At 71.7% G+C, this 24,212-nt stretch carries 21 protein-coding genes; 11 read left to right on the top strand and 10 right to left on the bottom strand.

Features of this window, described 5'->3' with window-relative positions:
- Window positions 1-139: 139 nt before the first annotated feature.
- The 6 genes from OUY22_RS02775 to OUY22_RS02750 all read right to left on the bottom strand — a co-directional run bounded on the left by OUY22_RS02775 (window position 140) and on the right by OUY22_RS02750 (window position 9,399).
- Window positions 140-2,398 (bottom strand): catalase, encoded by a 2,259-nt coding sequence (locus OUY22_RS02775; protein ID WP_270153099.1) that lies wholly within the window; start codon window positions 2,396-2,398, stop codon window positions 140-142.
- Window positions 2,399-2,526: 128 nt separating this feature from the next.
- Complete coding sequence (locus OUY22_RS02770; RefSeq protein ID WP_270153098.1) at window positions 2,527-3,132, bottom strand: VOC family protein; 606 nt, start codon at window positions 3,130-3,132, stop codon at window positions 2,527-2,529.
- A 36-nt stretch (window positions 3,133-3,168) separates the two neighbouring features.
- Window positions 3,169-4,293 (bottom strand): class I SAM-dependent methyltransferase, encoded by a 1,125-nt coding sequence (locus tag OUY22_RS02765; protein ID WP_270153097.1) that lies wholly within the window; start codon window positions 4,291-4,293, stop codon window positions 3,169-3,171.
- A 106-nt stretch (window positions 4,294-4,399) separates the two neighbouring features.
- A complete protein-coding gene (locus OUY22_RS02760) occupies window positions 4,400-7,573 on the bottom strand; it encodes an ATP-binding protein (protein ID WP_270153096.1) in 3,174 nt (1,057 codons plus the stop codon).
- Window positions 7,570-8,253: a hypothetical protein gene (locus tag OUY22_RS02755; protein ID WP_270153095.1), complete on the bottom strand. Its 684-nt coding sequence runs from the start codon at window positions 8,251-8,253 to the stop codon at window positions 7,570-7,572. Before OUY22_RS02755 ends, OUY22_RS02760 begins: the two co-directional genes overlap by 4 nt.
- A gap of 57 nt (window positions 8,254-8,310) precedes the next feature.
- Entirely contained in the window at window positions 8,311-9,399 is a 1,089-nt protein-coding gene (locus OUY22_RS02750; RefSeq protein ID WP_270153094.1) for an endonuclease domain-containing protein, read from the bottom strand.
- A 57-nt stretch (window positions 9,400-9,456) separates the two neighbouring features.
- Between OUY22_RS02750 and OUY22_RS02745 the strand changes: the two genes are divergently transcribed.
- From OUY22_RS02745 to OUY22_RS02725, 5 genes are all read left to right on the top strand, one after another.
- Window positions 9,457-10,047 carry a TetR/AcrR family transcriptional regulator gene (locus OUY22_RS02745; RefSeq protein WP_333486587.1) on the top strand — a complete coding sequence of 197 codons (591 nt, stop codon included), beginning with the start codon at window positions 9,457-9,459 and terminating at the stop codon, window positions 10,045-10,047.
- A 205-nt stretch (window positions 10,048-10,252) separates the two neighbouring features.
- On the top strand, window positions 10,253-10,921 hold the full coding sequence (locus tag OUY22_RS02740; RefSeq protein WP_270153093.1) for a sensor domain-containing protein: 669 nt from the start codon (window positions 10,253-10,255) through the stop codon (window positions 10,919-10,921).
- A gap of 17 nt (window positions 10,922-10,938) precedes the next feature.
- Window positions 10,939-11,601 (top strand): AIM24 family protein, encoded by a 663-nt coding sequence (locus OUY22_RS02735; protein WP_270153092.1) that lies wholly within the window; start codon window positions 10,939-10,941, stop codon window positions 11,599-11,601.
- A gap of 54 nt (window positions 11,602-11,655) precedes the next feature.
- Window positions 11,656-12,138, top strand: coding sequence for a hypothetical protein (locus OUY22_RS02730; RefSeq protein ID WP_270153091.1), 483 nt, complete (start codon window positions 11,656-11,658; stop codon window positions 12,136-12,138).
- A 157-nt stretch (window positions 12,139-12,295) separates the two neighbouring features.
- Window positions 12,296-12,763, top strand: coding sequence for a hypothetical protein (locus OUY22_RS02725; protein WP_270153090.1), 468 nt, complete (start codon window positions 12,296-12,298; stop codon window positions 12,761-12,763).
- A gap of 58 nt (window positions 12,764-12,821) precedes the next feature.
- On the opposite strand, the gene OUY22_RS02720 is transcribed toward OUY22_RS02725, so the two are convergent.
- The gene (locus tag OUY22_RS02720; RefSeq protein ID WP_270153089.1) at window positions 12,822-13,265 is read right to left on the bottom strand and encodes a DUF4383 domain-containing protein; all 444 of its coding nucleotides are present in this window, start codon (window positions 13,263-13,265) and stop codon (window positions 12,822-12,824) included.
- 82 nt (window positions 13,266-13,347) lie between these two features.
- Between OUY22_RS02720 and OUY22_RS02715 the strand changes: the two genes are divergently transcribed.
- From OUY22_RS02715 to narI, 5 genes are all read left to right on the top strand, one after another.
- Window positions 13,348-13,536 (top strand): SDR family NAD(P)-dependent oxidoreductase, encoded by a 189-nt coding sequence (locus tag OUY22_RS02715; RefSeq protein ID WP_270153088.1) that lies wholly within the window; start codon window positions 13,348-13,350, stop codon window positions 13,534-13,536.
- A 90-nt stretch (window positions 13,537-13,626) separates the two neighbouring features.
- Window positions 13,627-17,334, top strand: coding sequence for a nitrate reductase subunit alpha (locus OUY22_RS02710; RefSeq protein ID WP_270153087.1), 3,708 nt, complete (start codon window positions 13,627-13,629; stop codon window positions 17,332-17,334).
- A complete protein-coding gene (narH, locus tag OUY22_RS02705; protein WP_270153086.1) occupies window positions 17,334-19,121 on the top strand; it encodes a nitrate reductase subunit beta in 1,788 nt (595 codons plus the stop codon). The genes OUY22_RS02710 and narH overlap by 1 nt, the downstream gene beginning before the upstream one ends.
- On the top strand, window positions 19,121-19,795 hold the full coding sequence (gene narJ, locus OUY22_RS02700; RefSeq protein ID WP_270153085.1) for a nitrate reductase molybdenum cofactor assembly chaperone: 675 nt from the start codon (window positions 19,121-19,123) through the stop codon (window positions 19,793-19,795). Before narH ends, narJ begins: the two co-directional genes overlap by 1 nt.
- A 60-nt stretch (window positions 19,796-19,855) precedes the next feature.
- Window positions 19,856-20,590 (top strand): respiratory nitrate reductase subunit gamma, encoded by a 735-nt coding sequence (gene narI / locus OUY22_RS02695; RefSeq protein WP_270153084.1) that lies wholly within the window; start codon window positions 19,856-19,858, stop codon window positions 20,588-20,590.
- A 162-nt stretch (window positions 20,591-20,752) separates the two neighbouring features.
- Here narI and OUY22_RS02690 read toward each other — a convergent pair whose 3' ends face one another.
- Window positions 20,753-21,331, bottom strand: a complete 579-nt coding sequence (locus OUY22_RS02690; protein ID WP_270153083.1) for a hemerythrin domain-containing protein — start codon at window positions 21,329-21,331, stop codon at window positions 20,753-20,755.
- A gap of 271 nt (window positions 21,332-21,602) precedes the next feature.
- On the opposite strand from OUY22_RS02690, the gene OUY22_RS02685 reads away from it, so the two are divergent.
- On the top strand, window positions 21,603-22,805 hold the full coding sequence (locus tag OUY22_RS02685) for a hypothetical protein (RefSeq protein WP_270153082.1): 1,203 nt from the start codon (window positions 21,603-21,605) through the stop codon (window positions 22,803-22,805).
- A gap of 123 nt (window positions 22,806-22,928) precedes the next feature.
- Here the strand turns inward: OUY22_RS02685 and OUY22_RS02680 are convergent, their stop codons facing one another.
- On the bottom strand, window positions 22,929-23,738 hold the full coding sequence (locus tag OUY22_RS02680) for an SAM-dependent methyltransferase (protein ID WP_270153081.1): 810 nt from the start codon (window positions 23,736-23,738) through the stop codon (window positions 22,929-22,931).
- A 47-nt stretch (window positions 23,739-23,785) separates the two neighbouring features.
- Window positions 23,786-24,212: zinc-binding dehydrogenase (locus tag OUY22_RS02675; protein WP_270153080.1), on the bottom strand; the 427-nt coding region annotated here is incomplete at its 5' end.

Below are 24,212 nucleotides of genomic sequence, written 5' to 3'. Positions count from 1 at the left end.
GCCGGAGGGTGCGGCGGGTCAGCCTTGCCAAGGTGCGGCGGGCCGGCCCGTGCCCGCCGGGAGGGCGGACCGGGCCGGCGTGGGGGCCGGCGTGGGGGCCGGTGTGGGGGGCCGGTGCGGGGGGATCGCCGTCGTCGCGTCAGGTCAGTTCGGCCGCGGCGGGGAAGCGGTCCCAGACGCGGTGCGCGGCCAGGAACTGGAGCGTCCCGTCCAGGGCCGACGGGCCGTCGTCGGCGACGACCACGCCCGGGGCCTGCGCCGGGATGCCCGCCTGGGAGAGGACCTGGGAGGCCGCCCCCCAGCCGCCGATCGGCTTGGCGTGCCGGTACGCCTCGGTGATCAGGAGCAGCACGCGCGGGTCGACCGGGGAGTCCGCGCCGCCGCCCGCCTTCGCGTCGCGGGCGCCGTACGCGTCCTTGCCGGGGGCGGGGGCGCTCGCCACCAGCAGCGCGTCGAACTCGACCGACCGCGCGGTGGTGAAGGTGCGCTGCACCGGCAGCGTTCCGCCGAGCATGCCGCCGGTCGGCGCGATGATCAGGGGAACCATGCCGGCGTCGAGCACCGCCTGGCGGACGGCGCCGACCGCCTCCGCGTCGTCGTCGCCGGCGATGATGCCGATGATCCGGCCGTCCGTCGGCCACGTCTGCCCGATCTGGGACAGCGCCGGGCTGGGGGTGGGGTCGGCCAGGGGCTGGGCCGCGTCCGGCGCGGGCAACCCGAGGCCTTCGGCGACCTGCCGGCACAGGACGGGGTCGATGTTGGCGAGCACCCGCAGGTACCGTTCCTTGACGGCCTGCTCGTAGCACTTGCCCAGCTCGAAGGTGTAGGCGGCGACGATGTGCTCGCGTTCGACCGGCGACATGCTCAGCCAGAACAGGCGCGCCTGGCTGAAGTGGTCGTCGTACGAGGCCGGGGCCTCGCGCACCTTCCGGCCGGACACCTCCACCGGCACCTCGACGAACGCCCCCTGGTCGGCTCCGGCGGTGAAGGGGCAGCCGCCGTCGAGCGAGTTCGGCCGGTACGGTGCGACGCCCCGGTGCACGGCCGTCTGGTGGAAGCCGTCCCGCTGCATGTCGTTGACCGGCGCGTGCGGGCGGTTGATGGGGAGCTGCGGGAAGTTGGGCCCGGCGAGCCGGGTGATCTGGGTGTCGAGGTACGAGAACAGCCGTCCGGCCAGCAGCGGGTCGTCGGTGACGTCGATGCCGGGCACCAGGTGGCCGACGTGGAAGGCCACCTGCTCGGTCTCGGCGAAGAAGTTGGAGGTGTTGGCGTTGAGGGTGAGCAGGCCGACGGGCTGGACCGGGGCGAGCTCCTCAGGGACGATCTTCGTCGAGTCCAGCAGGTCGATGCCCTCGAACATCTGGTCCGGGGTGTCGGGGAAGAGCTGGAGGCCGAGCTCCCACTGGGGGTAGGCGCCCGACTCGATGGCGTCGAAGAGGTCGCGCCGGTGGAAGTCGGGGTCCACGCCGCCGAGCAGCTGCGCCTCCTCCCAGACCAGGGAGTGCACGCCGAGCTTGGGCTTCCAGTGGAACTTGGCGAGCGTGGTCGCCCCTTCCTCGTTCACCAGGCGGAAGGTGTGGACGCCGAAGCCCTCCATCATCCGGTAGGAGCGGGGGATGCCGCGGCCGGACATGTTCCAGATCGTGTGGTGGGTCGCCTCGGTGTGCAGGCCGGCGAAGTCCCAGAACGTGTCGTGCGCGGTCTGGGCCTGCGGGATCTCCCGGTCCGGGTGCCACTTGGCGGCGTGGATGACGTCGGGGAACTTGATCGCGTCCTGGATGAAGAACACCGGGATGTTGTTGCCGACCAGGTCGAACACCCCCTCGGAGGTGTAGAACTTGGTCGCGAAGCCGCGCGTGTCGCGTACGGTGTCGGCCGAGCCGCGCGAGCCGATCACGGTGGAGAAGCGCACGAAGACCGGCGTCTCCACGTCCTTGCCGAGGAAGGCGGCCCTGGTGACGTTCGAGGCGGCGCCGTAGCCGCGGAAGACGCCGTGCGCCCCGGCGCCGCGGGCGTGCACGACCCGCTCGGGGATGCGCTCGTGGTCGAAGTGCATGATCTTCTCGCGCAGGTGGTGGTCCTGCAGCAGGACCGGGCCGCGCGGGCCCGCCTTGAGCGAGTGGTCGGTGTCGCGTACCCGCAGGCCCTGGGCGGTCGTCAGGTAAGGGCCGCCCTGCGCCATCTTCCCTTGCGGGGTGTCGGTGGGCTGCCCGGTGGGGGAGTAGGTGTCCGGCCCGCTCTGGTCGGGCTTGGGCGGCAGCGGCTCGCGCGGCTCGGTCGGCTCCTCCAGGGACGGCGGCTCGCTGTTCGGTACGCCAGGGATCTCGGCCGGCTGTCCGCTGGCGACCGTATCGATGATCTTGTCCACGGCCGACTTGACAGGGTGGGACCGTTCCATGCTTTTTTCTCCTTGGCGTGATGCTGCGTTGCTGAGTTCGAGCGACGCAGATACCCACGCACAAGGCCGCCACACGGATTTGCGCCGGCCGCAGGAGAACGAGATCACCTGTTGGTCCGGTGAGGGCCTCACCGGTCCAGGGTGATGCCCTCGCGCCGGAGGTCCTCGATGACGCCGTCCACCAGCCGGGTGCTGACCGTGTGGGCCAGGCGGCCGGTGTCGCGGAGCTCGCGGACGGCGGGGACCGGGTCGGGGTCGGCGAAGAGCCGTTCGTCGGTGTGGTCCGCCGGTCGGCCGGTGGCGTCGAGCGCCCACCAGGAGGCCTCCAGCGCGATGCCGTTGGGGTCGCTGAAGTAGATGGAACGCAGGAAGCCGTGGTCGATGACGTCGGTGACCTCGCAGCCGTGCGCCTTGAGCCGGTCGCGCATCCGTACCAGCGCGTCCTCGTCGGGCAGGTGGAGGGAGAGGTGGTCGAACTGGGCGGCCTTGGCGTACGGGACGCCGGCCGGTTTGGCGAAGCTGTCGAGCTCCTGGTCGGTGTATTCGAAGAAGGCGATGGTGCTGCCGGCTCCGATCTCGAAGAAGTAGTGCTTGAAGGCGGGCACGGCCAGGGTGGCGACCAGCCGGGCGTCCAGGACGCCGTGCCAGAACCTGACGGTGGCGTCCATGTCGGAGGTGATGAGGGCGAGGTGGTGCACGCCCCGCCAGTGCACCGTTTCAGGGGTAGCGGCCATACGACAACCGTATGCGTTTCAACTACCTATCGGTACTCACGTCCCGGTCAGATCCAGTGGCTCCTGCTTCGCGGCGGCGGGTTCGGCGCGCAGCCGGCGGACCTCGCGGGTGCCGGACCAGCGGGTGATCGCCTCCTCGTCGGCGAAGGCCATAGCGCGCAGCATGTTGCCGCCGTCCGTGGCCTCGACCGTGCGCCGCAGCCGCTCCCGCAGGGAATCCGGCAGCTTGGTGGTGCCGGCCTCGATCGTGTCGCCGTAGAAGGGGGCGAACCCCGCCCCCGCGAAGCCGGTACGGCGCAGCAGCACCGGCAGCGTGTCGGCCGAGTAGAACATCAGATGGTTCTTGGTGAAGCCGCTCCACGCCGACCCGTACGCCTTGAGCAGCAGCGAGTTGGCGTTCACCGTGAGGATCATGAGCACCCCGCCCGGCGCGAGCAGCTCGCGGAACCGGCGGAAGTCGTCCAGCGGCCTGGGCAGGTGCGCCAGCACCGACCAGAGCGTGATCACGTCGAAGCCGCCCGCGGCGATCTCCGGCACGTCCTCCGGCGACCCCAGGTACGCCCGGCCCCGGGTGAGCCGCTCGTTGGCCTGGGCCACCGAGTCGGGCGACAGGTCCACGCCGACCGCCTCGAAGCCGCGCTGCTCGGCCAGCTCCAGGAACAGCCCGGCGCCGCAGCCGAAGTCGAGCAGCCGCCGTCCCGCGCCGTCGTCGAAGACGGGGGAGAACGCGTCCATGGTCAGCCGGTAGCGGCGCTGCCGGTTGGCGGCGTACTTGCCGGTCAGGAACTTGCTGTAGCCCTTGGCGTACAGGTCGCCGAGCCGCTCCGGGCGGATGTTGGGATTGCGGTAGAGGAAGCCGCACGAAGGGCAGCGCACCACGTGGTAGCGCCACTTGGCGTCCTCTCCCGTCGGCTCGAACAGCGGCTGCGAGCGCTCCTCGCCGCAGAGCGTGCAGGCGATGAACTCCTCGATCTCGCCCAGCGGCCGGCTCGCCCGGTAGTCCTCGGGCTCGACGACCGGCGCGCGCCGGAGCAGTCCGCGCCACTGGGCCTCGCGGATCAGCCGTTCGCCGGGGCGGACGTAGACCCGCTGCCCCCAGGGAACCTTGTCGTACCGCGAGCCGTAGACCAGCCTGCCGAGCAGTCGTCGAGCGGAGGCCATCGCACACCCCTAACGCAGCCATTTGCGCGGGTTTTGCCCTGTCTGTTGATGACTATCCCACCGGGGAAGTCAGGAGACCATCCCCAATCCGCCAAGCCGGAAGGGCTCAGCGGGCGGCGCGGGCCAGCACCTCCTCCGTCGTCAGCGGCGCCCGCGGATGGTGGCTCAGGCACATCGGCGCCCGCGCCTTCACGAACGCGCTCCCCTCCAGCGCCACGTAGAACTCGCCCGCGCCCAGCCGGGAGACCTCCGGCGCCGAACCGCCCTTGGCCCGCGCCAGCTCCTGGGCCGCGGTGATGTGCGCGGGAGCGTTCAGCAGGCCGAAGAACTGGGTGGCGGCGTTGCCGGGGATCTGGTTGTGCAGGCCCTTCGGCGCCTGGGTGGCGAACACCAGGCCCAGACCGTACTTGCGGGCCTGCGACGCCAGCGCCAGCGTGCTCTGCGTGCAGGCCGTCATCCGCCCGGAGCCCGGGGCGAACGTCTGCGCCTCGTCCATCACGAGCAGCCCGCCGAGCGGCCGGTCGCCCGCCGGGTTCTTCCTGATCCAGGCGAACAGCGCCATCTGCAGCTGGCTGACGAAGCTCTGCCGCTGGTCGTCGTTGGGCAGCCCGACGAAGCTGATCACCGACACGCGGGCCCGCCGGCCCGGCGACGGGGTCAGCAGCCGGCCGGGGTCCACCGGCTCGCCGCCCCCGCCGAACAGCGGGTCGTTGTCCATCGCCGCCTGCAGCGACCGCGCCACGTCGGCGGCCACGCGCGGGGCGCCCGCCAGCTCGCTCACCCCGTCGGGCAGGTCGGACAGCAGCGCGATCAACCCCTTGAGCGTCGCCCCGCCACCGCGCCCGTAGTGCTCCAGCGCCTTGCGCAGCACCGCCCGGCCCAGGTGCGCCTTGTCGGTCCGCGCGTCCAGCTTCACCCGGGGCGCGATCGACGCCACCGCCGACTCCACCGCCTCGGTGAACTCGTCCGCGTCGCCGGCCACCCCGGCGAAGTCCGGCAGCGGCTGGAAACTGAGCGGCCGGCCCGCCGCGCGCCTCGGCGTCCAGACCACCACCTCGGTCCCGGCCAGGTAGTCGGCGGCCCTGCGCTCGTCCCCATCCGCCCAGCCCGCGGGCCGCTCCGGCCACTGGTCGCCCAGCCTGGCCAGGTCGTTGTTCGGGTCGAGCACGATGGCGGACACGCCGCGCAGCGCGCACTCCTCGACCAGCCGCCGGATCAGCACGGTCTTGCCCGACCCGGAACCGGCGAAGATCGCCGTGTGCTTCCGCAGCGCCTCCAGCGTCACTCCGACAGGCCGGCCGCCGTCGACGGTCCTGCCCAGCGGGACGTACGAGTCGTCCGGCCGCTCGTCGTCGTCGGAGGCAGGACCCTTCCCGGGCACGGGCTCGGAGGCCGCCGCCCTTTCACGCGGAGCCTCGGCGGCGGGGCCGGGGAGGTCCGTGAGCGCCTCCACCAGGAAGGAGACGGCGCGGGTGGGGCGGCGGGCGGCCAGCCACGACGCCAGCCCCGGCGGGTTCTCCGCGAGCAGGTGCCTGAGAGCCGCCAGCACCCGCAGATCCTCGCCGGTGAACGAGAGGGTCCGTCCCCCCGCGCGCTCGAAGGCCGCGACCACCTCCCGCGTCCTCGCGCCCTTCGACCAGTCCCCGTTACGCAGCAGGAACAGCCGCCGCTTGGGCACCTCGGCGTCCAGCCCGGCGGCCACCGACGCCTTGCGGACCCGGTTGAGCGCCGCGACCGCGTGCCCGGCGGTGACCGCCCGGAACGCCCAGTGCTCCTCGTCCTCGGTGGTCTCGTCCAGCGTGCGCCGCAGCCGGGCGTGCAGGGGCGGCTTGGCGCTGGGCGGCGGGTCCACGCTGAACGTCCTCCCCCGCTCGCCCTGCTCGATGATCCACGCGGACAGCCCCGCGGCCAGGAGCGGGGGGAACAGCACGTCCTCGGTGGACGGGTCGATCGTGGGCGTCTCCCCGACCGCCCGCAGCGTGGCGAACCGGGCGTCGAGCGCGCTGTCCGGCGCGGCTTCCCGCCGCTCTTCAGCGGCGTCCGGCTCCGGCCGCGTTCCTCCCGGAGCGGTCGCTCCCCGCTCCCCGGCCGTGGGCGCGGTGAGGCTGGTCAGCTCGGTGACCTCGCCGCTCAGCAGGCATGCCCGTACGTGCGCGTCGATCGTGATGAGGAGCTGGCGCGCGGTGAACCCCGGCGCCCCGTCGAACGCCTCAGGACGCACCGGCCAGGTCGGGTACGGCGGCTCGACCCCGGCCTCCCGGTACTGCACCTCGAACCGCCTGGCGACCAGTTCCCTGGCGGTCTCGGCGTCGGGGATGGTCATGAGCTGCACGGCCGTCCTGAACCGGTCCCTGACGGTGTCGACCGCCTCCCTCTCGATGAGCGTCCAGGTGGCGGGGATGCAGGAGACGACGGTCATCGTGCGCCGGGTCACCTCGCGCAGCGCCATGAGCCCGCCCGCGATCCGTTCCAGGAGCAGCCCGTCGCCGTGGCCGCCGTCGTCGGCGGCCGTGTCGGTGGACGTCCTGGACTGGGCGATCAGGGGATCGATCTGGTCCACCGCGATGATCGTCGGCCCGGTGAGCGCCAGCAGGTGGGAGACGTCCCTGACGATCTCCTGCGGGGTCTTGTTCACCGGCCGGATGCCCCACCGCGCCCGCTCTCCCGGCTCGCCCTCCGGCATCGCGTACAGGAACGCCTCGCCGAGGTCCTGCAGGGCCGGGTCCGGGGAGGCGTAGAGCACCAGCGCCCGCGCGGTGTCCTGGCACCAGCGCCCGACCGCCTCGTCCATGCGCCGCAGCGCGTGCACGAACGCGTCCAGCTCCCCACGGGACAGCGCCTTCTTCCCGGTCACCGCCCGGCGGGCCATCCGCGTCAGGTCGGCCCGCGCCGCCAGGCGCGACAGGAACACCCTGAGCTGCGTCTGCTCGTCCTCGCCCGGACGGGAGAAGCTGTCGAGGAGCGACACCATGACGCTCTGCCAGAACTCCTTCGCGTCCAGCAGCCCGACCAGCACGAAGTAGCCGCCCTCGCGCTGGGTCACCTCGCGCAGCCAGCCGAGCAGGTGGGTCTTGCCGGTCCCGCGCTGGCCCCGGACGACCACGCCGATCGGGCTCGCGCCCTGTCGGCCCCTGGCCTCGGCGAGGCCGTCGAGCAGGAACTTCGCCGAGTGCCCGTGCAGTCCTTCCACGTGGAACGGCGAAGGCCGCCACACGTCGTCGGCGCCCTCGGTGTAGTGGAAACTGAGAGCCGCGAGGGCCTCGACGCCCGGAGTCGTCATTCTTGCCCGATCCACAGCAGGTGCTTCTCCTGGCCGCCGACGATCACCCCGGCCTCCCGGTCCTGGGCGGTGAGGGTCTTCTGGTTGGACTCGGGGACGAGGTTCACGTCGGGGAGCCGTTCCAGGCGTACGAGGGCGGCGTCGACGTCCTCGCGGGGCACGTCGCCGAGGAGCGGACGCAGCCGGGCCAGCCCCACGTAGGCGCCGGGCCGGTGGACCAGCCGCGCGTAGGCCGACCTGATCAGCGCTTCCAGGTCATCCTCCGTCGTGCCGCCGGCTTCCGGCGCGGGGGCCCGGTCCGCCGTCGGCTCTCCGGGCGACACGGGCTCCAGCGGCATGGAGACCTCGGCCGGGCGGAGGCCGGAACGATCCATGTACCTGCGCAGCAAGCTGACGAGGCCACGGGCGACGATCCCCGGCGAGCGCTGCATCGCGGGAAGCTCGCCGTCGCGCAGTTCCTCCTCCAGCCGCCGCCACCCGCGGTCGGTCAGCACATGCCGGTACGAACGACCGTCCTTCCAGCTCTCGACCAGCTTCAGCTCGTTCAGCCTGTCGCGGTCCTTCTTCGCGACCTCGAACCCCCAGCGTGTCCTCAGCTCCGGCCCGGACACGTCGACGCCTTCCACGGCCAGCGCCACCAGTGTCGCGAACTGGGGGAGCGACAGCCTCTGCTCTGGCATGTTCATCCTTCTTCAGAGAAACGATCCTCAAGAGACAGATCCTCAAGAGACAGATCTTCACGAGACACGATCTTGAGAGACACGACGGTTACGCAGGAACAGCTCGATGTGGCGGACCACGGCCTGGGGATCGGTCAGCACCTGCGCATCGGTGAACCGCAGCACGGCGTAACCGGCGATCTGCAGGCGCACGTCCCGCGCGCGGTCGTCGGCGAACGCGTCCGGCCCGCGGTGCTCCGGGCCGTCCACCTCGACGACGCACCGGTCTTCCTGCCACACCAGGTCCACCCGTACCGGAGAGGCCAGGGCGCTCGGCCGGATCGTCTGGTTCCAGGCCCGGCCGGCGGCCCACCCGCACCCGCTCAGCGCGGACTCCAGCGCCCGCTCGGCCGCGCTCGCCGGATGCGGCCGGCCGGTGGCCGGTGGACGGCCGGGGACCTGCGGACGGCCGGGGACCTGCGGACGGGCGGACCGCCCCAAGGGGGAGGGCCGGCCGTGGTGGTCCGGGGCGCGCACCGTCTCCAGGCGGTCGACGGCGGGCAGCGGCCCGGCCAGCCAGACGCTCAGTCCCGCCCGGTGCGCCAGCCATTCGCCTGCCGCCACCAGGATCTCCTGGCCCCTGGCGGACAGCCCGTCCGGCACCTCGATCAGGAGGGACGCCCCGGCCCGGCGGCGGGCGGCCGCCAGCGCCCTGGTCAGCCCCGCGGCCCGGACCTCGGGCGGGAACCGGCTGGGCGCGACCTCAGAAGAGCAGCCCGGCCCAGGGGAGAGGCTCATGAAGGGCGCCGGGAAGGGTGCGGGCCTGGCGCGCAGGGCCCGTTCGGCCAGTTCGGCGAGGAACGGGCCGAAGTGGGCGGTGGTTGCCGCCGTGCGCAGGGCCAGGGTGCGTACGGCGGCCGGGCCCGCTCCGCCGGGACCGTCGATGCCCTCGGCTTCCGGCAGCCAGGCGGGGAACAGCCCGAGCACCGTGGCGTCGAGCTCGTCCAGGATGGCGGCGACCAGGGCCTTGGGGGAGGGCGCATCGGGGGCGGTGCAGGTCAGGATGGCGGGGGCCTCGCGGGGCAGGGAGTCGAGGGCGGCCGGCAGCGGGCCGGCGCTCTCCAGGCGCACGACCTTGCCGGTCGGTAACGCAGCCCAGGACCCCACCGCTCGCCGCACCGCTCGCCGCTTCCCCTCGCCGGATCGGACAGTGCAGGCGACGTTATCGGGGTCGCGGCGCGGCTGTCATCCGCTATCGCCCGTCCTGGCTATGCCCAGGCCGGGGTGGACCTGATCGCGGCTGAGGCGAGAGTGGCCAAGGCCACCGTGTACAGCCACTTCGGCGACAAGGAGAACCTGCTCCGCGAGGCCGTCTCCGCCTCTGCCGACCAGGCACTGGCCGACAACCTGGCCGCGGTCGACCGGCTCACCGACTGCGGCACCGACCTTCGCGCCACCCTGGAAGATGTCGGCCTGCGCCTGCTCCAGTGCTACGGCGACGACCGATCCTGGGCGCTACGCCGGCTGCTCTCCGCTGAGATCAACCAGTTCCCCGACCTGCTCGACATCCACACCCGGGCGGTTGACCGCGTCACCGAAACCCTGGCCGACCGGCTCGCGCGCCTCACCGTCGCTGGACGCCTGCATACCCCGGATCCAGTCCTCGCCGCCGAACAATTCTTCGCCCTGCTGTGTGGCCCGATGGACAAACGAGCACGCCTCGGCACCCGGCACGTCGCCGACACCGAACGGCGTGCCCTCTCGCGCGCTGCCGTCCACACCTTCCTGCAGGCATTCGCCTCGGCGCCGGAGTAGAGTCCGCCCGCGTCGGCGATCAGCCGCCGCCCGCTGCCCCTCATGATCGTGACCCATGGCGCTCCCTTCGACCGGGTTCGACGCTAGGCGACGGAGATGAACGTCTCCTGAGAGCGCGATCCGGTGGGGGGTAGGGCTGTCCCTACCCTCGTTCCGCCTGCTCGCGGGACTGATTCCGGTGCCGCCGATCCGTAGGGTTGCCGGTATGACGACCCTCCGAAAGCGCATCGCCATCGACTCCCGCTACCTCCTTCTGTCCCTCCCCACCGCCCTCGTCTCGTTCCCGCTGGTCGTCGCGGGCGTGTCAGCCGGGCTGGGCGCCGCCGTCGCGTTCGTCGGGCTGCCCGTGCTGGCCGCCACCGCCGGGTTCGCCAGGAGCGTCGCCGACGCCGAGCGGGCCTCCCTGCCCGGCGTGCTCGGCCACCCCGTCGCACGCCCCCGCTACCGCGAGGCGCCGGTCTGGGCCGGCTGGTTCCGCCGGATGATGAACCCGCTGGCCAGCGGGCAGGCCGTCATGGACCTGCTGCACGTGATCATCGCGTTCCCGCTCGCCGTCGCCGGGTCCGTGGTGGCCGCCGCCTGGTGGCTGGGCACGCTGGCCGGGCTGACCTTCCCGCTGTACGGGTGGATCATCGCGGGCATCCCCGGGGCCGTCGAGACGGGGCTGCCCGGCGCGCTCGGGTTCGCCGACAGCCCGGCGCTGTTCGTGGTCTGGAACACGGTGCTCGGCCTGCTGTTCGCCATCACGCTGCCGCCCGTGCTGCGCGGCGCCGCCCTCGTCAGGGCGAGCCTGGCCGAGCTGATGCTCACCCGGCCCGCTCTGGCGCGCCCCGCGGCCGTGCCGCATATCGTGGATCAGAGGCTCCCCGTCTGATCTTGAAAGGTGAACCCGTGCGCAGTCCGATCTTCGGCAACTTCGACGCCCAGCGGCTCCCGCCCGGCTTCGTCCTGCAGAACGGCAAGATGCTCCGGGTCGAGCTGCCCGAGGTGCTCGCCAAGCAGGGGTCCATGGTCGCCTTCCAGGGCGCCTGGGACTTCGACTACGAGGGCTCGGGCGGGCTGGGCAAGCTGTTCAAGAAGGCGATGACCGGCGAGGGCGCCTCTCTCATGCGGGTGCGCGGGCAGGGGGCGCTCTACCTCGCCGACAACGCCGACGACATCCACCTGTTCTACCTGGAGAACGAGGGCCTGACCGTCAACGGCCGCAACCTGCTCGCCTTCGAACCGGGGATCAACTGGGACATCCAGCGGGTGCAGGGGGCCGGCGTCGCGGCGGGCGGGCTGTTCAACACCACGCTCACCGGCACCGGCTGGGTGGCGGTCACCACCCACGGCACCCCGGTCATGCTCGACGCGGGCCGCATGCCGACCTTCGCCGACGGGCAGTCGGCCGTCTGCTGGAGCGCCGGGCTGCACGTCGGCGTCAACCGCACCTTCAAGGCCGGCGCGCTGATCGGGCGGGGCAGCGGCGAGGCCATGCAGCTCGCGTTCCAGGGCCAGGGGTTCGTGCTGGTGCAGGCCAGTGAGGGGCCTCCGGTGGTGAGCGCGTCCTAGCGGCTGCAGCGGGGGCCAAGCCATCCGCAAGTCGCCTCCCCGATCCTGTCCCGCATGGGGAACCCTGTCCGGATTCTGCTCGTCCTGCTCTGGCTGGCCGTCTGCCTGACACCCATCCCGGTGGCGGTGCCCGGCTACCGGCTCGCGCTCGGCCACGTCGGCACGCCCGGGACGCTCACCGTGATCTCCTGCGAGCCGCTGGGCCGTGGCCGCTACGACTGCCGGGGGCGGTTCGTCCCTGACGACGGCGGGCCGGCCGTGCCGGTGTCGGCCTCTCCCGACTCCGGCGTGGGCGACGTGACGCACGCCCGGCTCACCCCCGACGGGACCCGCGCGCTGCCCGACGGGATCAAGGGCGTGCTGAGCGTCTCCGCCGTCCCGGCCGCGGGGCTGGCCGGGCTGGGCTTCCTCCCGTACGTGGTCGCGTACTGGTGGGGCGGGCCGGGGGCGCGCCGGAGATGGGTCGCCCCAGGGGTGGTCGTCACCGCCGCCGGGCTCCTGGTGACGATCACCGGGGTGGTCGCCGCGTACGCCTAGGACTCGCCTAGGACAGCAGGTCGATCGCCTTGGCGAGGCCGGGGTTCGCGTACATCCTCCCGCCTACGGGCCTGGCGGTCGCGTACGCGCCCGCGGGTACGGAGGAGACAACCGCGGGGTGACGCCGGAGGCCGGGCCGTGCTCCTACGGTCGGGCGATGAGGAAGACGAGCTCTCTCGGAATGTCCCCGGTCATGATCGTGGGACTGGCCCTGCTCGGCGTGCCGCGGGTGATCGCGCACGATCTGGGCCTGGTCGGCCCGGTGATCAACGCGGTCCTGACGTTCCTGCCGGTCATCGTCTGGCTGGGCGTCGTGCTGTGGAGGCGGGTGCCGAACCCGTTCCTGACCCTGCTGGCGATCGGCGGCGCCTACGGGGTGCTGCTCGCGGTCACTCACCAGTTGCTCTGGTCCGCGGCGTTCGGTGAGCCGCCGCGGCTGGGCGGGGACCTGGCGGGCGCGCTGGCGCCGGGGGCGGAGGAGGCGCTGATGCGGACGTTCGCGTTCGGCAGCAGCGTGTTCACCGGGATCCTGGTCGGCGTGCTCGTGGGCGCGGTCGGCTGGGTGCTGGCCAGGGCGGTGCCGGCCGCCCGGCCGTCCGGCGGGCGGCGCCGGAGCGGGGCCTGAACCGACATGCGAAACCCGTGCGCCGCCCGAAGGCCGCGCACGGGTTCGAGGCGCCGGGCTAGCGGATGGCGCTCGGGCGGCGCCGCGTCAGCAGCACGCCCAGCGCGACCATGGCGACACCCAGGAACAGGTGGAGCCAGTTGTCCGCGTCGTTGACCGGCACGAAGTTCGCCGGGGTGTCGTGGCCGACGAGCATGCCGTAGATCCACAGCAGCAGATAGACGACCCCGCCGCCGATCAGGAAGTTACGGGCGCCCGACCAGGTACGGGCCAGGACGACGCCGGCGACCCCGAACAGCAGGTGCACGATGTTGTGCAGGATCGACACCTGGAACACGCCCAGGAGCATGGCGTCGGACTCGTGCGAGGCGAACTGGAGCTGGTCGAAGTTCGTGGTGATCCCGGGAACGAACCCGAGGACACCGACCAGCAGGAACACCACCCCGGTGACGAGTGCGGCTAACTGCACGGGAGTGCGGCTGGTGGTTCGCGGGGTGTTCATGAGAGCTCCCTCGGGACGGATGTTCTGGTCCCGCCGCCTACCCCCCACCCACCGAGCCTAACTTGACCGATTAGGTGGGCGGATGCGGGGCAAGATCGTTCTCGCCACCGGAGGCTCCTCCGGCATCGGTTACGCCACCGCGCGCGCGTTCACGGCCACGGGCGCCACAGTGATGATCACCGGGCGGGACGAGGGCCGGCTCGCGGCCTCAGGCCCGTCGGGCTTCGTCGCCGGGCACGACCTGGTCGTCGACGGCGCGGCCAGCGCGTGATGAGATGAGCGGACATTCCGCGATCGAGCTATTACGTTACGTATAAGGTCCAGCCCGGTTGCCCGCTGTCACCGCTGGTAGATACACGCCATGGTCAACGAGCGAACGGCGGAGGAGCCCAAAGGGGGAGCCACGGCGGCGCTCCTGCGGATCGGGGACTTCTTCAGCCGGGGCGTCTATTCGCACGACCTGAGGGACGTGTCCTACCGGGGCGGACGGGCGGGCGAGGTCTTCTACCGCGACCGCTGGTCGCACGACAAGATCGTGCGCTCCACCCATGGGGTGAACTGCACGGGCTCCTGCTCCTGGAAGGTGTACGTCAAGGACGGGATCATCACCTGGGAGACCCAGGAGACCGACTATCCGACGGCCGGCCCCGACCGTCCCGAGTACGAGCCCAGGGGCTGCCCCCGGGGCGCGGCGTTCTCCTGGTACACCTACCATCCGACCCGGGTGCGCTACCCGTACGCGCGCGGCGTCCTCGTGGAGATGTACCGCGAGGCCCGCGCCCGGCTCGGCGACCCGGTCCTGGCCTGGGCGGACGTCGTGGGCGACCCGGAGCGGCGGCGCCGCTACCAGCAGGCGCGGGGCAAGGGCGGGCTGGTGCGCACGACCTGGGACGAGGCGCTGGAGATGATCGCCGCCGCCCACGTGCACACGATCAAGCAGCACGGTCCCGACCGGATCGTCGGGTTCACCCCCATCCCCGGCCAGTCGATGCTCTCCCATGCGGTCGGCACCCGGTTCCTGTCGCTGATCGGGGGCCAGGCGCTGTCGTTCTACGACTGGTACGCCGACCTGCCGGTGGCCTCCCCGCAGGTGTTCGGCGACCAGACCGACGTGCCGGTGTCCGGCGACTGGTGGGACGCGGCCTACCTGATGATGTGGGGGTCGAACGTCCCCGTCACCCGCACGCCCGACGCCCACTGGATGGTCGAGGCCCGCTACAACGGCCAGAAGGTCGTCGTGGTCTCCCCCGACTATGCCGACAATAGCAAGTTCGCCGACGACTGGCTGCACCCCCATCCCGGCACCGATGGGGCGCTGGCCCACGCGATGGGCCAGGTGATCCTGCGTGAGTTCTTCGTCGAGCGGCAGGTGCCGTACTTCCTGCGCTATGTGCGCCGTTTCACTGACATGCCGTTCCTGGTCCGGCTGGAGGAGAAGGACGGCGCGTACGTCCCGGGGCGGTTCCTGCGCGCCGCCGACCTCGGCGGGGCGTACGCCGCGACCCAGAACGCCGAATGGCGCACCCTGGTGGTGGACGAGGTCACCGGCGACGTGGTCGCCCCCTCCGGCACCGTCGCCGACCGCTGGTCGGACGAGGACGGACGCTGGAACCTCGACCTCGGCGACGTCGTGCCCCGGCTCACCCTGCACGACCTGCCCGGCGCCGTGGGCGCCGAGCTGCTGCTGCCCCGGTTCGACACCGCCGACGGCTCGGGGGCGGTGCTCCGGCGCGGCGTCCCGGCCGTCCGGCTGACGCCCGGCGGGCCGCTGGTCACCACGGTGTACGACCTGGTGCTGGCCCGCTACGGCGTCGGCAGGGACGGCCTGCCGGGCGAGTGGCCGAGCGGGTACGACGACGCGGACTCGCCCGGCACCCCGGCCTGGCAGGAGACGATCACCTCGGTGCCGGCCGCGGCGGCCGTCCGGATCGCCCGCGAGTTCGCCATGACCGCCGAGAGCACCGACGGCCGCTGCATGATCCTCATGGGCGCCGGCACCAACCACTGGTTCCATTCGGAGACCACGTACCGCAACTTCATCACGCTGTTGCTGATCACCGGCTGTGTGGGGCGCAACGGCGGAGGCTGGGCCCACTACGTCGGCCAGGAGAAGTGCCGCCCGCTCACCGGCTGGACCACGCTGGCCACCGCGAACGACTGGAAGCGGCCGAGCCGGCAGATGATCGCCACCGGCTTCTTCTTCCTCAACACCGGCCAGTGGCGCTACGACCACTTCCACGCCGACGCCCTGAGCTCGCCGCTCGGCAAGGGGCACTTCGCGGGGATGACGGCGGTCGACATCCTGGCCCGGTCGGCCCGGCTCGGCTGGATGCCCTCCTACCCCACCTTCGACCGCAACCCGCTGGACCTGGCCGACGAGGCCCGCGCCGCCGGCCGGGACCCGGGCGAGCACGTCGCGGAGGAGCTGGCGGCGGGCCGGCTGAGGTTCTGCGCCGAGGACCCGGACCATCCGGACAACTGGCCGCGCATCCTCATCGCGTGGCGGGCCAACCTGCTGGGCTCGTCCGCCAAGGGCGCCGAGTACTTCCAGCGCCACCTGCTGGGCACGCACAGCAACCTGCGGGCCACCGAGACGCCCGAGAACGTCCGGCCACGCGACGTGCGCTGGCGCGACCCCGCGCCCGAGGGCAAGCTCGACCTGCTGCTCTCGCTGGACTTCCGGATGACGTCCACGACCCTGCTGTCCGACATCGTGCTGCCGGCCGCGACCTGGTACGAGAAACACGACCTGAACTCGACCGACATGCACCCGTACGTGCACTCGTTCAACCCGGCGGTGGAACCGCCCTGGCAGGCCCGCACCGACTTCGAGATCTTCAACGACCTCGCCGACGGCGTGTCCGAGCTGGCCGGCGAGCACCTGGGCACCCGGTACGACCTGGTGGCCATGCCCTTCCTGCACGACTCGCCCGGCGAACTGGGCAACCCCACGGGCCTGGCGCAGGACTGGCGGGCCGACGGGTCGACCCCGGTCCCCGGCAGGACCATGCCGAGCCTGACTGTCGTCGAGCGCGACTACACGGCGATCTCCGCCCAACTGCGCACCCTCGGCCCGCTCGCCGCGTCCAAGGGTGTGCCCTGCAAGGGCATCACGTACCAGGTGGATCACGAGATCAGGCTGCTGGGCCAGGCGAACGGCCTCGCGCGCGGCGGCCCCGCCGACGGCCTGCCGTTGATCGACACCGCCAAGAAGGCGTGCGAGGCGATCCTGGCGCTGTCCGGCTCGACCAACGGGCGCCTGGCCGACCAGGGGTTCCGCACCCTGGCCAGGAAGGTGGGCGGCGACGGGCTGGCCGACCTCGCCCGCTCGGACGCCGACCGCCGCATCACCTACGCGTCCACCCAGGCGCATCCGCAGACCACCATCACCAGCCCCGAATGGGCGGGCATCGAGACCCCGGAACGCCAGTACAGCGCCTTCACCATCAACACCGAGCACGACAAGCCCTGGCACACCCTGACAGGGCGCATGCACTTCTTCCTCGACCACGACTGGATCACCGAGCTAGGCGAGAACCTGCCGACGTACCGGCCGCCGCTGAACATGCACCGGCTGTTCGGCGAGCCCGTCCTCGGCGTGGACGGCGCGCGGGAGGTGACCGTGCGCTACCTCACCCCGCACAACAAGTGGTCCATCCACTCGGAGTACCAGGACAACCTGATCATGCTGTCGCTGTCGCGGGGCGGCCAGGTCATCTGGATCAGCCCGCAGGACGCCGAGGCCATCGGCGTCGCCGACAACGACTGGATCGAGGCGGTCAACCGCAACGGGGTGGTGGTGGCGCGGGCCATCGTGTCCTACCGGATGCCGGCCGGGACGGTCTACATGCACCACGCCCAGGACCGCGTCATCGCCGTCCCGAAGAGCGAGGCCACCGGAAAGCGGGGCGGCATCCACAACTCGCTGACCCGCGTGCTCGTCAAACCCACCCACTTCATCGGCGGTTACGCCCAGCTCTCGTTCTTCCTCAACTACATGGGCCCGGTCGGCACCCAGCGTGACGAGATCACGGTGATCCGCCGGCGGACCCAGAAGGTCGAGTACTGATGCGCGTCATGGCCCAGATCTGCATGGTGATGAACCTCGACAAGTGCATCGGGTGTCACACCTGCTCGGTCACCTGCAAGCAGACGTGGACGAGCCGGCCCGGCGTCGAGTACGTGTGGTTCAACAACGTGGAGACGCGCCCCGGGCAGGGCTACCCGCGCCGCTACGAAGACCAGGAACGCTGGCGGGGAGGCTGGAAGCTGACCTCGCGGGGCCGGCTGGTGCCCCGAGCGGGCGGCCGGGCGCGGCGGCTGGCGAGCATCTTCGCCAACCCGCTGCTGCCCAACATCCGCGACTACTACGAGCCGTGGACCTACGACTACAACGCCCTGTTCGACACCCCCGCCGGTGACGACTTCCCGGTGGCGGCGCCCCGCTCGCTCATCAGCGGCGAACGGATGAACACCATCACCTGGTCGGCCAACTGGGACGACAACCTGGGCGGCATGCCGGAGCACGAGAGCGACGACGTCGTCCTGCAGCGGATCCAGGACAAGGTGCGGATGGAGCTCGAACAGACCTTCATGTTCTACCTGCCGCGCATCTGCGAGCACTGCATCAACCCGTCGTGCGTGGCGTCCTGCCCGTCCGGCGCGCTCTACAAGCGGGTCGAGGACGGGATCGTGCTGGTCGACCAGGACCGCTGCCGCGGCTGGCGGATGTGCGTCACGGGCTGCCCGTACAAGAAGATGTACTTCAACCACCGCACCGGCAAGGCCGAGAAGTGCACGTTCTGCTTCCCGCGCATCGAGGTCGGCCAGCCCACCGTCTGCTCCGAGACCTGCGTCGGCCGGCTGCGCTACATCGGCGTGCTGCTGTACGACGCCGACCGGGCGCCGGAGGCCGCGGCCACCCCACGCGAGCAGGACCTCTACCCGGCGCAGCTCGGCCTGTTCCTGAACCCGCACGACCCGGAGGTGCGGCGGGCCGCCGAGCAGGCGGGCATCCCGCACGACTGGGTCCAGGCGGCCCGCCGCTCGCCCGTCTACGACCTGATCGCCACCTACGGCGTGGCCCTGCCGCTGCATCCGGAGTACCGCACGCTGCCGATGGTCTGGTACGTGCCGCCGCTGTCGCCGGTGGTGGAGGCGATCACCGCCTCGGGCCACGACGGCGAGGACTACCGGAACCTGTTCGGCGCCATCGACACGCTCCGCATCCCGGTCTCGTACCTGGCCGAGCTGTTCACGGCGGGCGACCCGGCCCCGGTCGAGCTGGCGCTGCGGCGGCTGGCCGCGATGCGCTCGCACCGGCGGCGGATCAACCTCGGCGAGCCGGTCGACCCGGAGATCGCCGCCTCGGTCGGCTTCGACGTCGACAAGCTGGACCGCATGTTCCGGCTGCTCTCCCTGGCGAAGTACGAGGAGCGTTACGTCATCCCCACGGCCGCCGCCGGAGACGTGCGCAGGCTGGAGGAGACCGAGCTGAGCGGGTGCAGCCTCGACTACGAGGGCGGCCCGGGGATGGGCGGGACCGAGTCGTCGGGACCGTTCGGCGAGGCGTCCGGCCGGCCGGCGCCGCTGTCCGTGGAGACCTTCCACGGGCTGCGTGAACGCCAGACCTCGGAGTCGGCCGCCGAGACCGCCGGCCACCGGGGCCGGATCAACCTGCTCAACTGGGACGGCCGCGGCCTCCCCGAAGGGCTGTTCCCGAAGCGGCGGGAAGACGGCGACGGCCATGGGGACGGCCATGGGGACGGCCGTCGGGACGGGCACGTGGACAGGGGCGAGGAGCCGGGCGCCGGGCCGGGCGAGGTCAGCGGGCGAGGCGAGGGCGGGGAGTCGTGATGAGGCGGCTTTCGCGGCGGTCCCGGCTGTCCGCCGACGGCGTGGCCGTGGTGCGCCGGGCGGCCGGGCTGTGCCTGCGCTACCCCGACCGGGAGCTGTTCGACCGGCTGCCGCTGATCAGGGCGGCGCTGGCCGAGACCGGCGCGCATCCGCCGGTGGCCGCCGTCGCCGCGTTCGCCGAGCACCTGGCGGGCCAGGAGCCGCTGCGGGCCGAGGAGCACTACGTGTCGGTCTTCGACCTGCGCAACCGCCGCTCGCTGCACCTGACCTGGTGGACCGACGGCGACACCCGCCGCCGCGGGCTCTCCCTGGCCGCGATCAAGGAGCGCTACCGGGCGCACGGCCTGACGCCGCCGGGCAGCGACGAGCTGCCCGACTACCTGCCGGTGGTCCTGGAGTACGCGACCCTGGAGCGCGCGGACGGGACGGCGCTGCTCCAGGAGCACCGGGCCGGGCTCGAACTGCTGAAGTTCGCCCTGATCAAGGCCGCCACGCCGTACGCCCGGCTGCTGGAGGCGGTGTGCGGCACGCTGCCCGGGGCCTCGCCCGGCACCCCGGAGGAGGCCGCCCGGATGGCCCGCCGCCCGCTCGGCGGCGGTCCTGAACTGGTCGGGCTGGACGCCATCGGACTCCCCTCCTCGCATCCCATCGCCACCACCGGGGGTCTCAAGTGATCTCGTCCGCGCTGGGCCGGAGCCGGGAGCTCCCGCCCTCTCCGATCGGGAAGGTGCCCGATGCCATCGCCCGTTGACATCTTCCTGTGGGGCGCGTTCCCCTACATCGCCGTGGCCATCCTGATCAGCGGCCTCATCTGGAGATACCGCTACGACAAGTTCGGCTGGACGACCCGCTCGTCCGAGCTGTACGAGTCGCGGCTGCTGCGGTGGGGCAGCCCGATGTTCCACTTCGGTCTGCTCGTCGTGCTGTTGGGGCACATACTCGGCCTGTTCATCCCGGCCGGCTGGACGGCCGCGGTCGGGGTCAGCGAGACCTTCTACAGCTTCCTGGCCGTCACGCTCGGCATCGTCGCCGGCGTGCTCACCTACGCCGGCATCGCCCTGCTCATCTGGCGGCGGCGCACCACCGGGCCGGTCTTCCTGGCCACGACCGTCAACGACAAGGCCATGTACGTCTTCCTGGTCGCGGCGCTGACGGCGGGGCTGGCCACCACGCTGATCAACGCTTCGACGCTGCACTACGACTACCGCGTCGACGTCTCGCCGTGGGTGCGGAGCCTCTTCGTGTTCCAGCCCGAGGTGGCGCTCATGGCGCGCACGCCGATCGAGTACCGCGTCCACACGATCACCGGGCTGGTGCTGTTCGCGATCGTGCCGTTCACCCGGCTGGTCCACGCGTTCGCCGCGCCCGTGCAGTACCTGTTCAGGCCGTACATCGTCTACCGTGCCCGCGACCCGAGGAACCTCGGCACCGCGGCGCTCCGGCCCGGCTGGAAGCGGAGCGACGTGTGACCCGCGGGACCTCGTCATCCAGGGCCTCGTCATCCAGGGCCTCGTCATCAACCGGGCCGCCGGCCTGCCGTATCCGCTGTGGCGGAAACACGCGGAGACCGCCCCGGACGACTGAAAGGACGCTCCGGGGCGGCACGTCGAACACCGCCCCGGAGTCCCGCCTCAGTCCTTCTTGCCCATGGCCTGGCGGATGACGTCCCTGGCGCGGTCCATCATCGCGACCGGAGTGCCCATGAGCACGTTCTTGGTCGCCGACTCGGTGCCGGGGTGGGGGTGGGTGGGAGCCATGGCCTCAGCGGCCTTGACGCCGAGGCCCATGGCGCGCCGCTCCGCCTCGGTGGTGTGCTGGACGATCTTGGCGAACTCGTACCGCTCCTCGGCGCGGGCGTGCGCCTCCACGGCGGCGCGCAGCATCACCAGGTTGTCCATGAAGTCCGGCGCGTCCGGGCCGGCCTGGTCCATCTCCTGGAGGAGCTCCTTGGCCTCGCGCTCCTCCTCCAGCCGGTCGTCGACGACGCCCGAGCCGCCGTCGAGCTTGGCGCGCGCGTAGGGGTGGACGATCTCCTCCTCGGCCGTCTCGTGCACGGCCAGCAGCCGCACCAGCCGGGTGAAGGCCTCGCCGCGTCGCTCGGGCGGAGCCTGTTCGACCTCGTCGAACAGATTCCTGATCATGCCGTGCTGCGCGATCAGCAGTTCGATGACGTCCGTCTCCTGCATTCTTTCCGGAGCCGTCTTGGTCACAGCCCATCTCCTCTCACCGGTTCTCTCGGATTTCTCGCCGGTGCCTACCCCTGCCTCGCCTGGTCACGCATGTGCTTACTGTTTCCGTGCGGTTCGGCGGCGACCTGAGGGGATTGCTCGACAAACCCTCGGGTAGGCCCGATGACGGACGTCGCCCACCCCCGGCACACCACGGTTGCGGAGGGGGAACCGCGGGCGTGTCAGGGCGGCCGAGCCAGGAGCGGGGTGCGAGCCCCGCCGCATCGAGCAGCTCGAAGGAGCGCACAAGCCCATGACCTTCAACCCTTTGCAGGAGCGGGGCATCCCGCTGGACAAGCAGCTGCGCAACTGGCGTGAGCTGAACGTCATGCCGATCGATCCCGACCACGCCGACCCGTACACCCGCTGCCGGATCATCGCCATGAACGGCATCGAGACCGAGGCGATCTTCTTCAGCCACCACCTCGCGCGCCACTGCCCGGACATCGAGCTCAAGCAGCAGCTCGCCCGCGTCCGCTACATCGAGGCGCAGCAGCAGAAGGTGGTCAACTGGCTGCTTCCCGGCGTCGCCTCGGTGCTGGAGACCACCATCGCCTACGAGCAGGTCGCGGTCGACCTGACCGCCTGGGTCGCCCGCATGGAGCCCGACCCGTACCTCAAGCAGGCCTACCAGTTCGGCGTCCTGGAGGACTTCGACCACCTCTACCGGTACTCCAACCTGTACGAGATGATCGAGCACCGCAAGGCCGAGAAGATCGTCGACAACCTGACCGAGATCATGCCCGGCCGGCCGACCTACCTGCACCACCGCGACCCGGTGGACAACGTGCGCGAGCCGTACGACAAGAGCAGCGCCGCGCCGATCTCCAAGCTGCACGCGCTGACCATCATGGCGGCCGAGCAGCAGACCATGAACTTCTACATGAACGTCGGCCCGACCTACATGGAGCCGATCGCCCGCCAGCTCTACCAGGAGATCGGGCTGATCGAGGAGGAGCACGTCACCCACTACGAGTCGCTCGTCGACCCCGGCGAGAGCTGGTGGGAGATGCTGCTCAACCACGAGTACAACGAGTGCTACCTGTACCACTCCTTCATGGAGACCGAGTCCGACCCCCGGGTGAAGAACATCTGGGAGCTCCACCTCAACATGGAGCTGGAGCACCTGCGGCTGGCCGCCGAGCTGTTCAAGAGGCACGACGGCCGCGACCCCGAGCAGGTGCTGGCGCCGGAGCTGCCGGCCCCGGTCACGTTCGAGCCGAACAAGGCGTACATCCGCGAGCTGCTCGCCACCCAGATCGACTACACCACGCTGGGCACCGGCTACGTCCAGGAGGCGCACGAGCGGTTCGAGAAGATGCAGGAGGCGCTCATGGGCGGCGAGCGGCCGCCGTCCGAGCTGGTCATGGAGGAGAACGTGCACAAGTCCGGCGAGGAGTACCGGCTGGAGACCGAAGGTCCCCACCCGGTGCGCAGCCTCCAGCTTGGCCGCTGACCCCGCCGGGACGCTCGCCGCGTTCGGGGCCCGGCCGCGCGGCGGCCGGGCCCCTGCGCCACCGCCGGCCCCAGCTCCGGCCCCACCTCCGGCCTCGTGCCGTACGCCGGCGGGGCGGGAGGGTCAGGGCTTGCGGCCGACGCCGGCGGCGACCCAGTGCTTGACCGCCTCGGCGTCGGAGACCGGGGTCTCGGGGCGCCACTGCCGGACGTAGACGAAGCCGGGCTCGATCAGCTCCAGGCCGTCGAAGAAGCGCCTGGCCTCGGCCATGGTGCGCGGCCCTCCCGTGGGCCGCTTGAGCGCGTCGCGGTAGATGTCGGCGACCGCCTCGGCGATGTCGGGCCGGGTGTCGAAGACCGCGTGGGTGATCGCGACGTAGCTGCCCGGCGCCAGGCGGTCGCACAGGGCCGCCACGCTCTCGTAGGCGCCGAAGTCGTCGGGGATGTACTGCAGCATGCCGAAGAGCAGCACCATCACCGGCTGGGAGAAGTCGATGAGCTGCCGCGTCACCGGATGCTCGACGATCTTGTCGGGCTGGAGGATCACGCCTTCGGCCACGCCCACCCGCTCGTTGGTGGCCAGCAGGGCGCGGGCGTGGTTGAGCGCGACGGGGTCGTCGGCGACGTAGACGGCCCGGGACTCGGGCGCGAGCTCCTGCGCGATCTGGTGGACGTTGCGCTGCACCGGCAGCCACGCGCCGACCTGGAGGAACTGCCGCACGCCCGCCTTCACCAGATGGGCCACGACCCGCTGGCGGAACTCCTGGACGTGGGTGCCGATGTCCTTCGCCTCGGGGGCCAGGGTGAGCACCTTCTCGGCGATCTCGCGGTCGATGGCGAAGTTGTCCTTGCCGCCCGCGAAATAGTTGTTGATGCGAGCGACGCTCGGCGTGCTGGCCGACACGCCCGGGACCGGCGGAGTGGCATCGCTCATGAGTGATCTCCTGTTCGCGGAGCGCTACTGACTACGGTAGCGGCTTCTCAGCGGACGGACAGGACGATCCGCCCCGAAGGAGCGCCCACCGCCTGATGTCGCCACGCGTTCCCGGCATCGTCGAGGGCCATCGTCTCATGAACGACCGACAGCCTGCCGTGGGCCGAGTGCTCCGCGATCTCGGTGAGGGCTGCGGCGCGCTGATCGGGCGTCAGTTCGTTGTTGGTGTAGCCGAGCAGGCTCAGCGACCTGCCGCGCAGCGTCGAGGAGTCGATCGGGCTGGTCTCGGAGGCCGAGCCGCCGAGGTTGACCAGGCGGCCGCCGGGGCGCAGCACCCGGGCCGCGGCCGCGGCGGGCACGCCGAAGAGCGGGTCGAGCACCAGGTCGGCCGGCCCGTCGAGGGCCGCGGAGAACCGGGCGGCCAGCTCGCCGACGTCGTCGGTGTCGAGCGGCACCACCGCGTCGGCGCCGGCC

Source organism: Nonomuraea corallina, from assembly GCF_027620315.1.
GTDB classification, from domain to species: domain Bacteria; phylum Actinomycetota; class Actinomycetes; order Streptosporangiales; family Streptosporangiaceae; genus Nonomuraea; species Nonomuraea corallina.
Note: the sequence above shows the minus strand (reverse complement) of the source record. Positions and strands in the feature narration are given on the sequence as shown.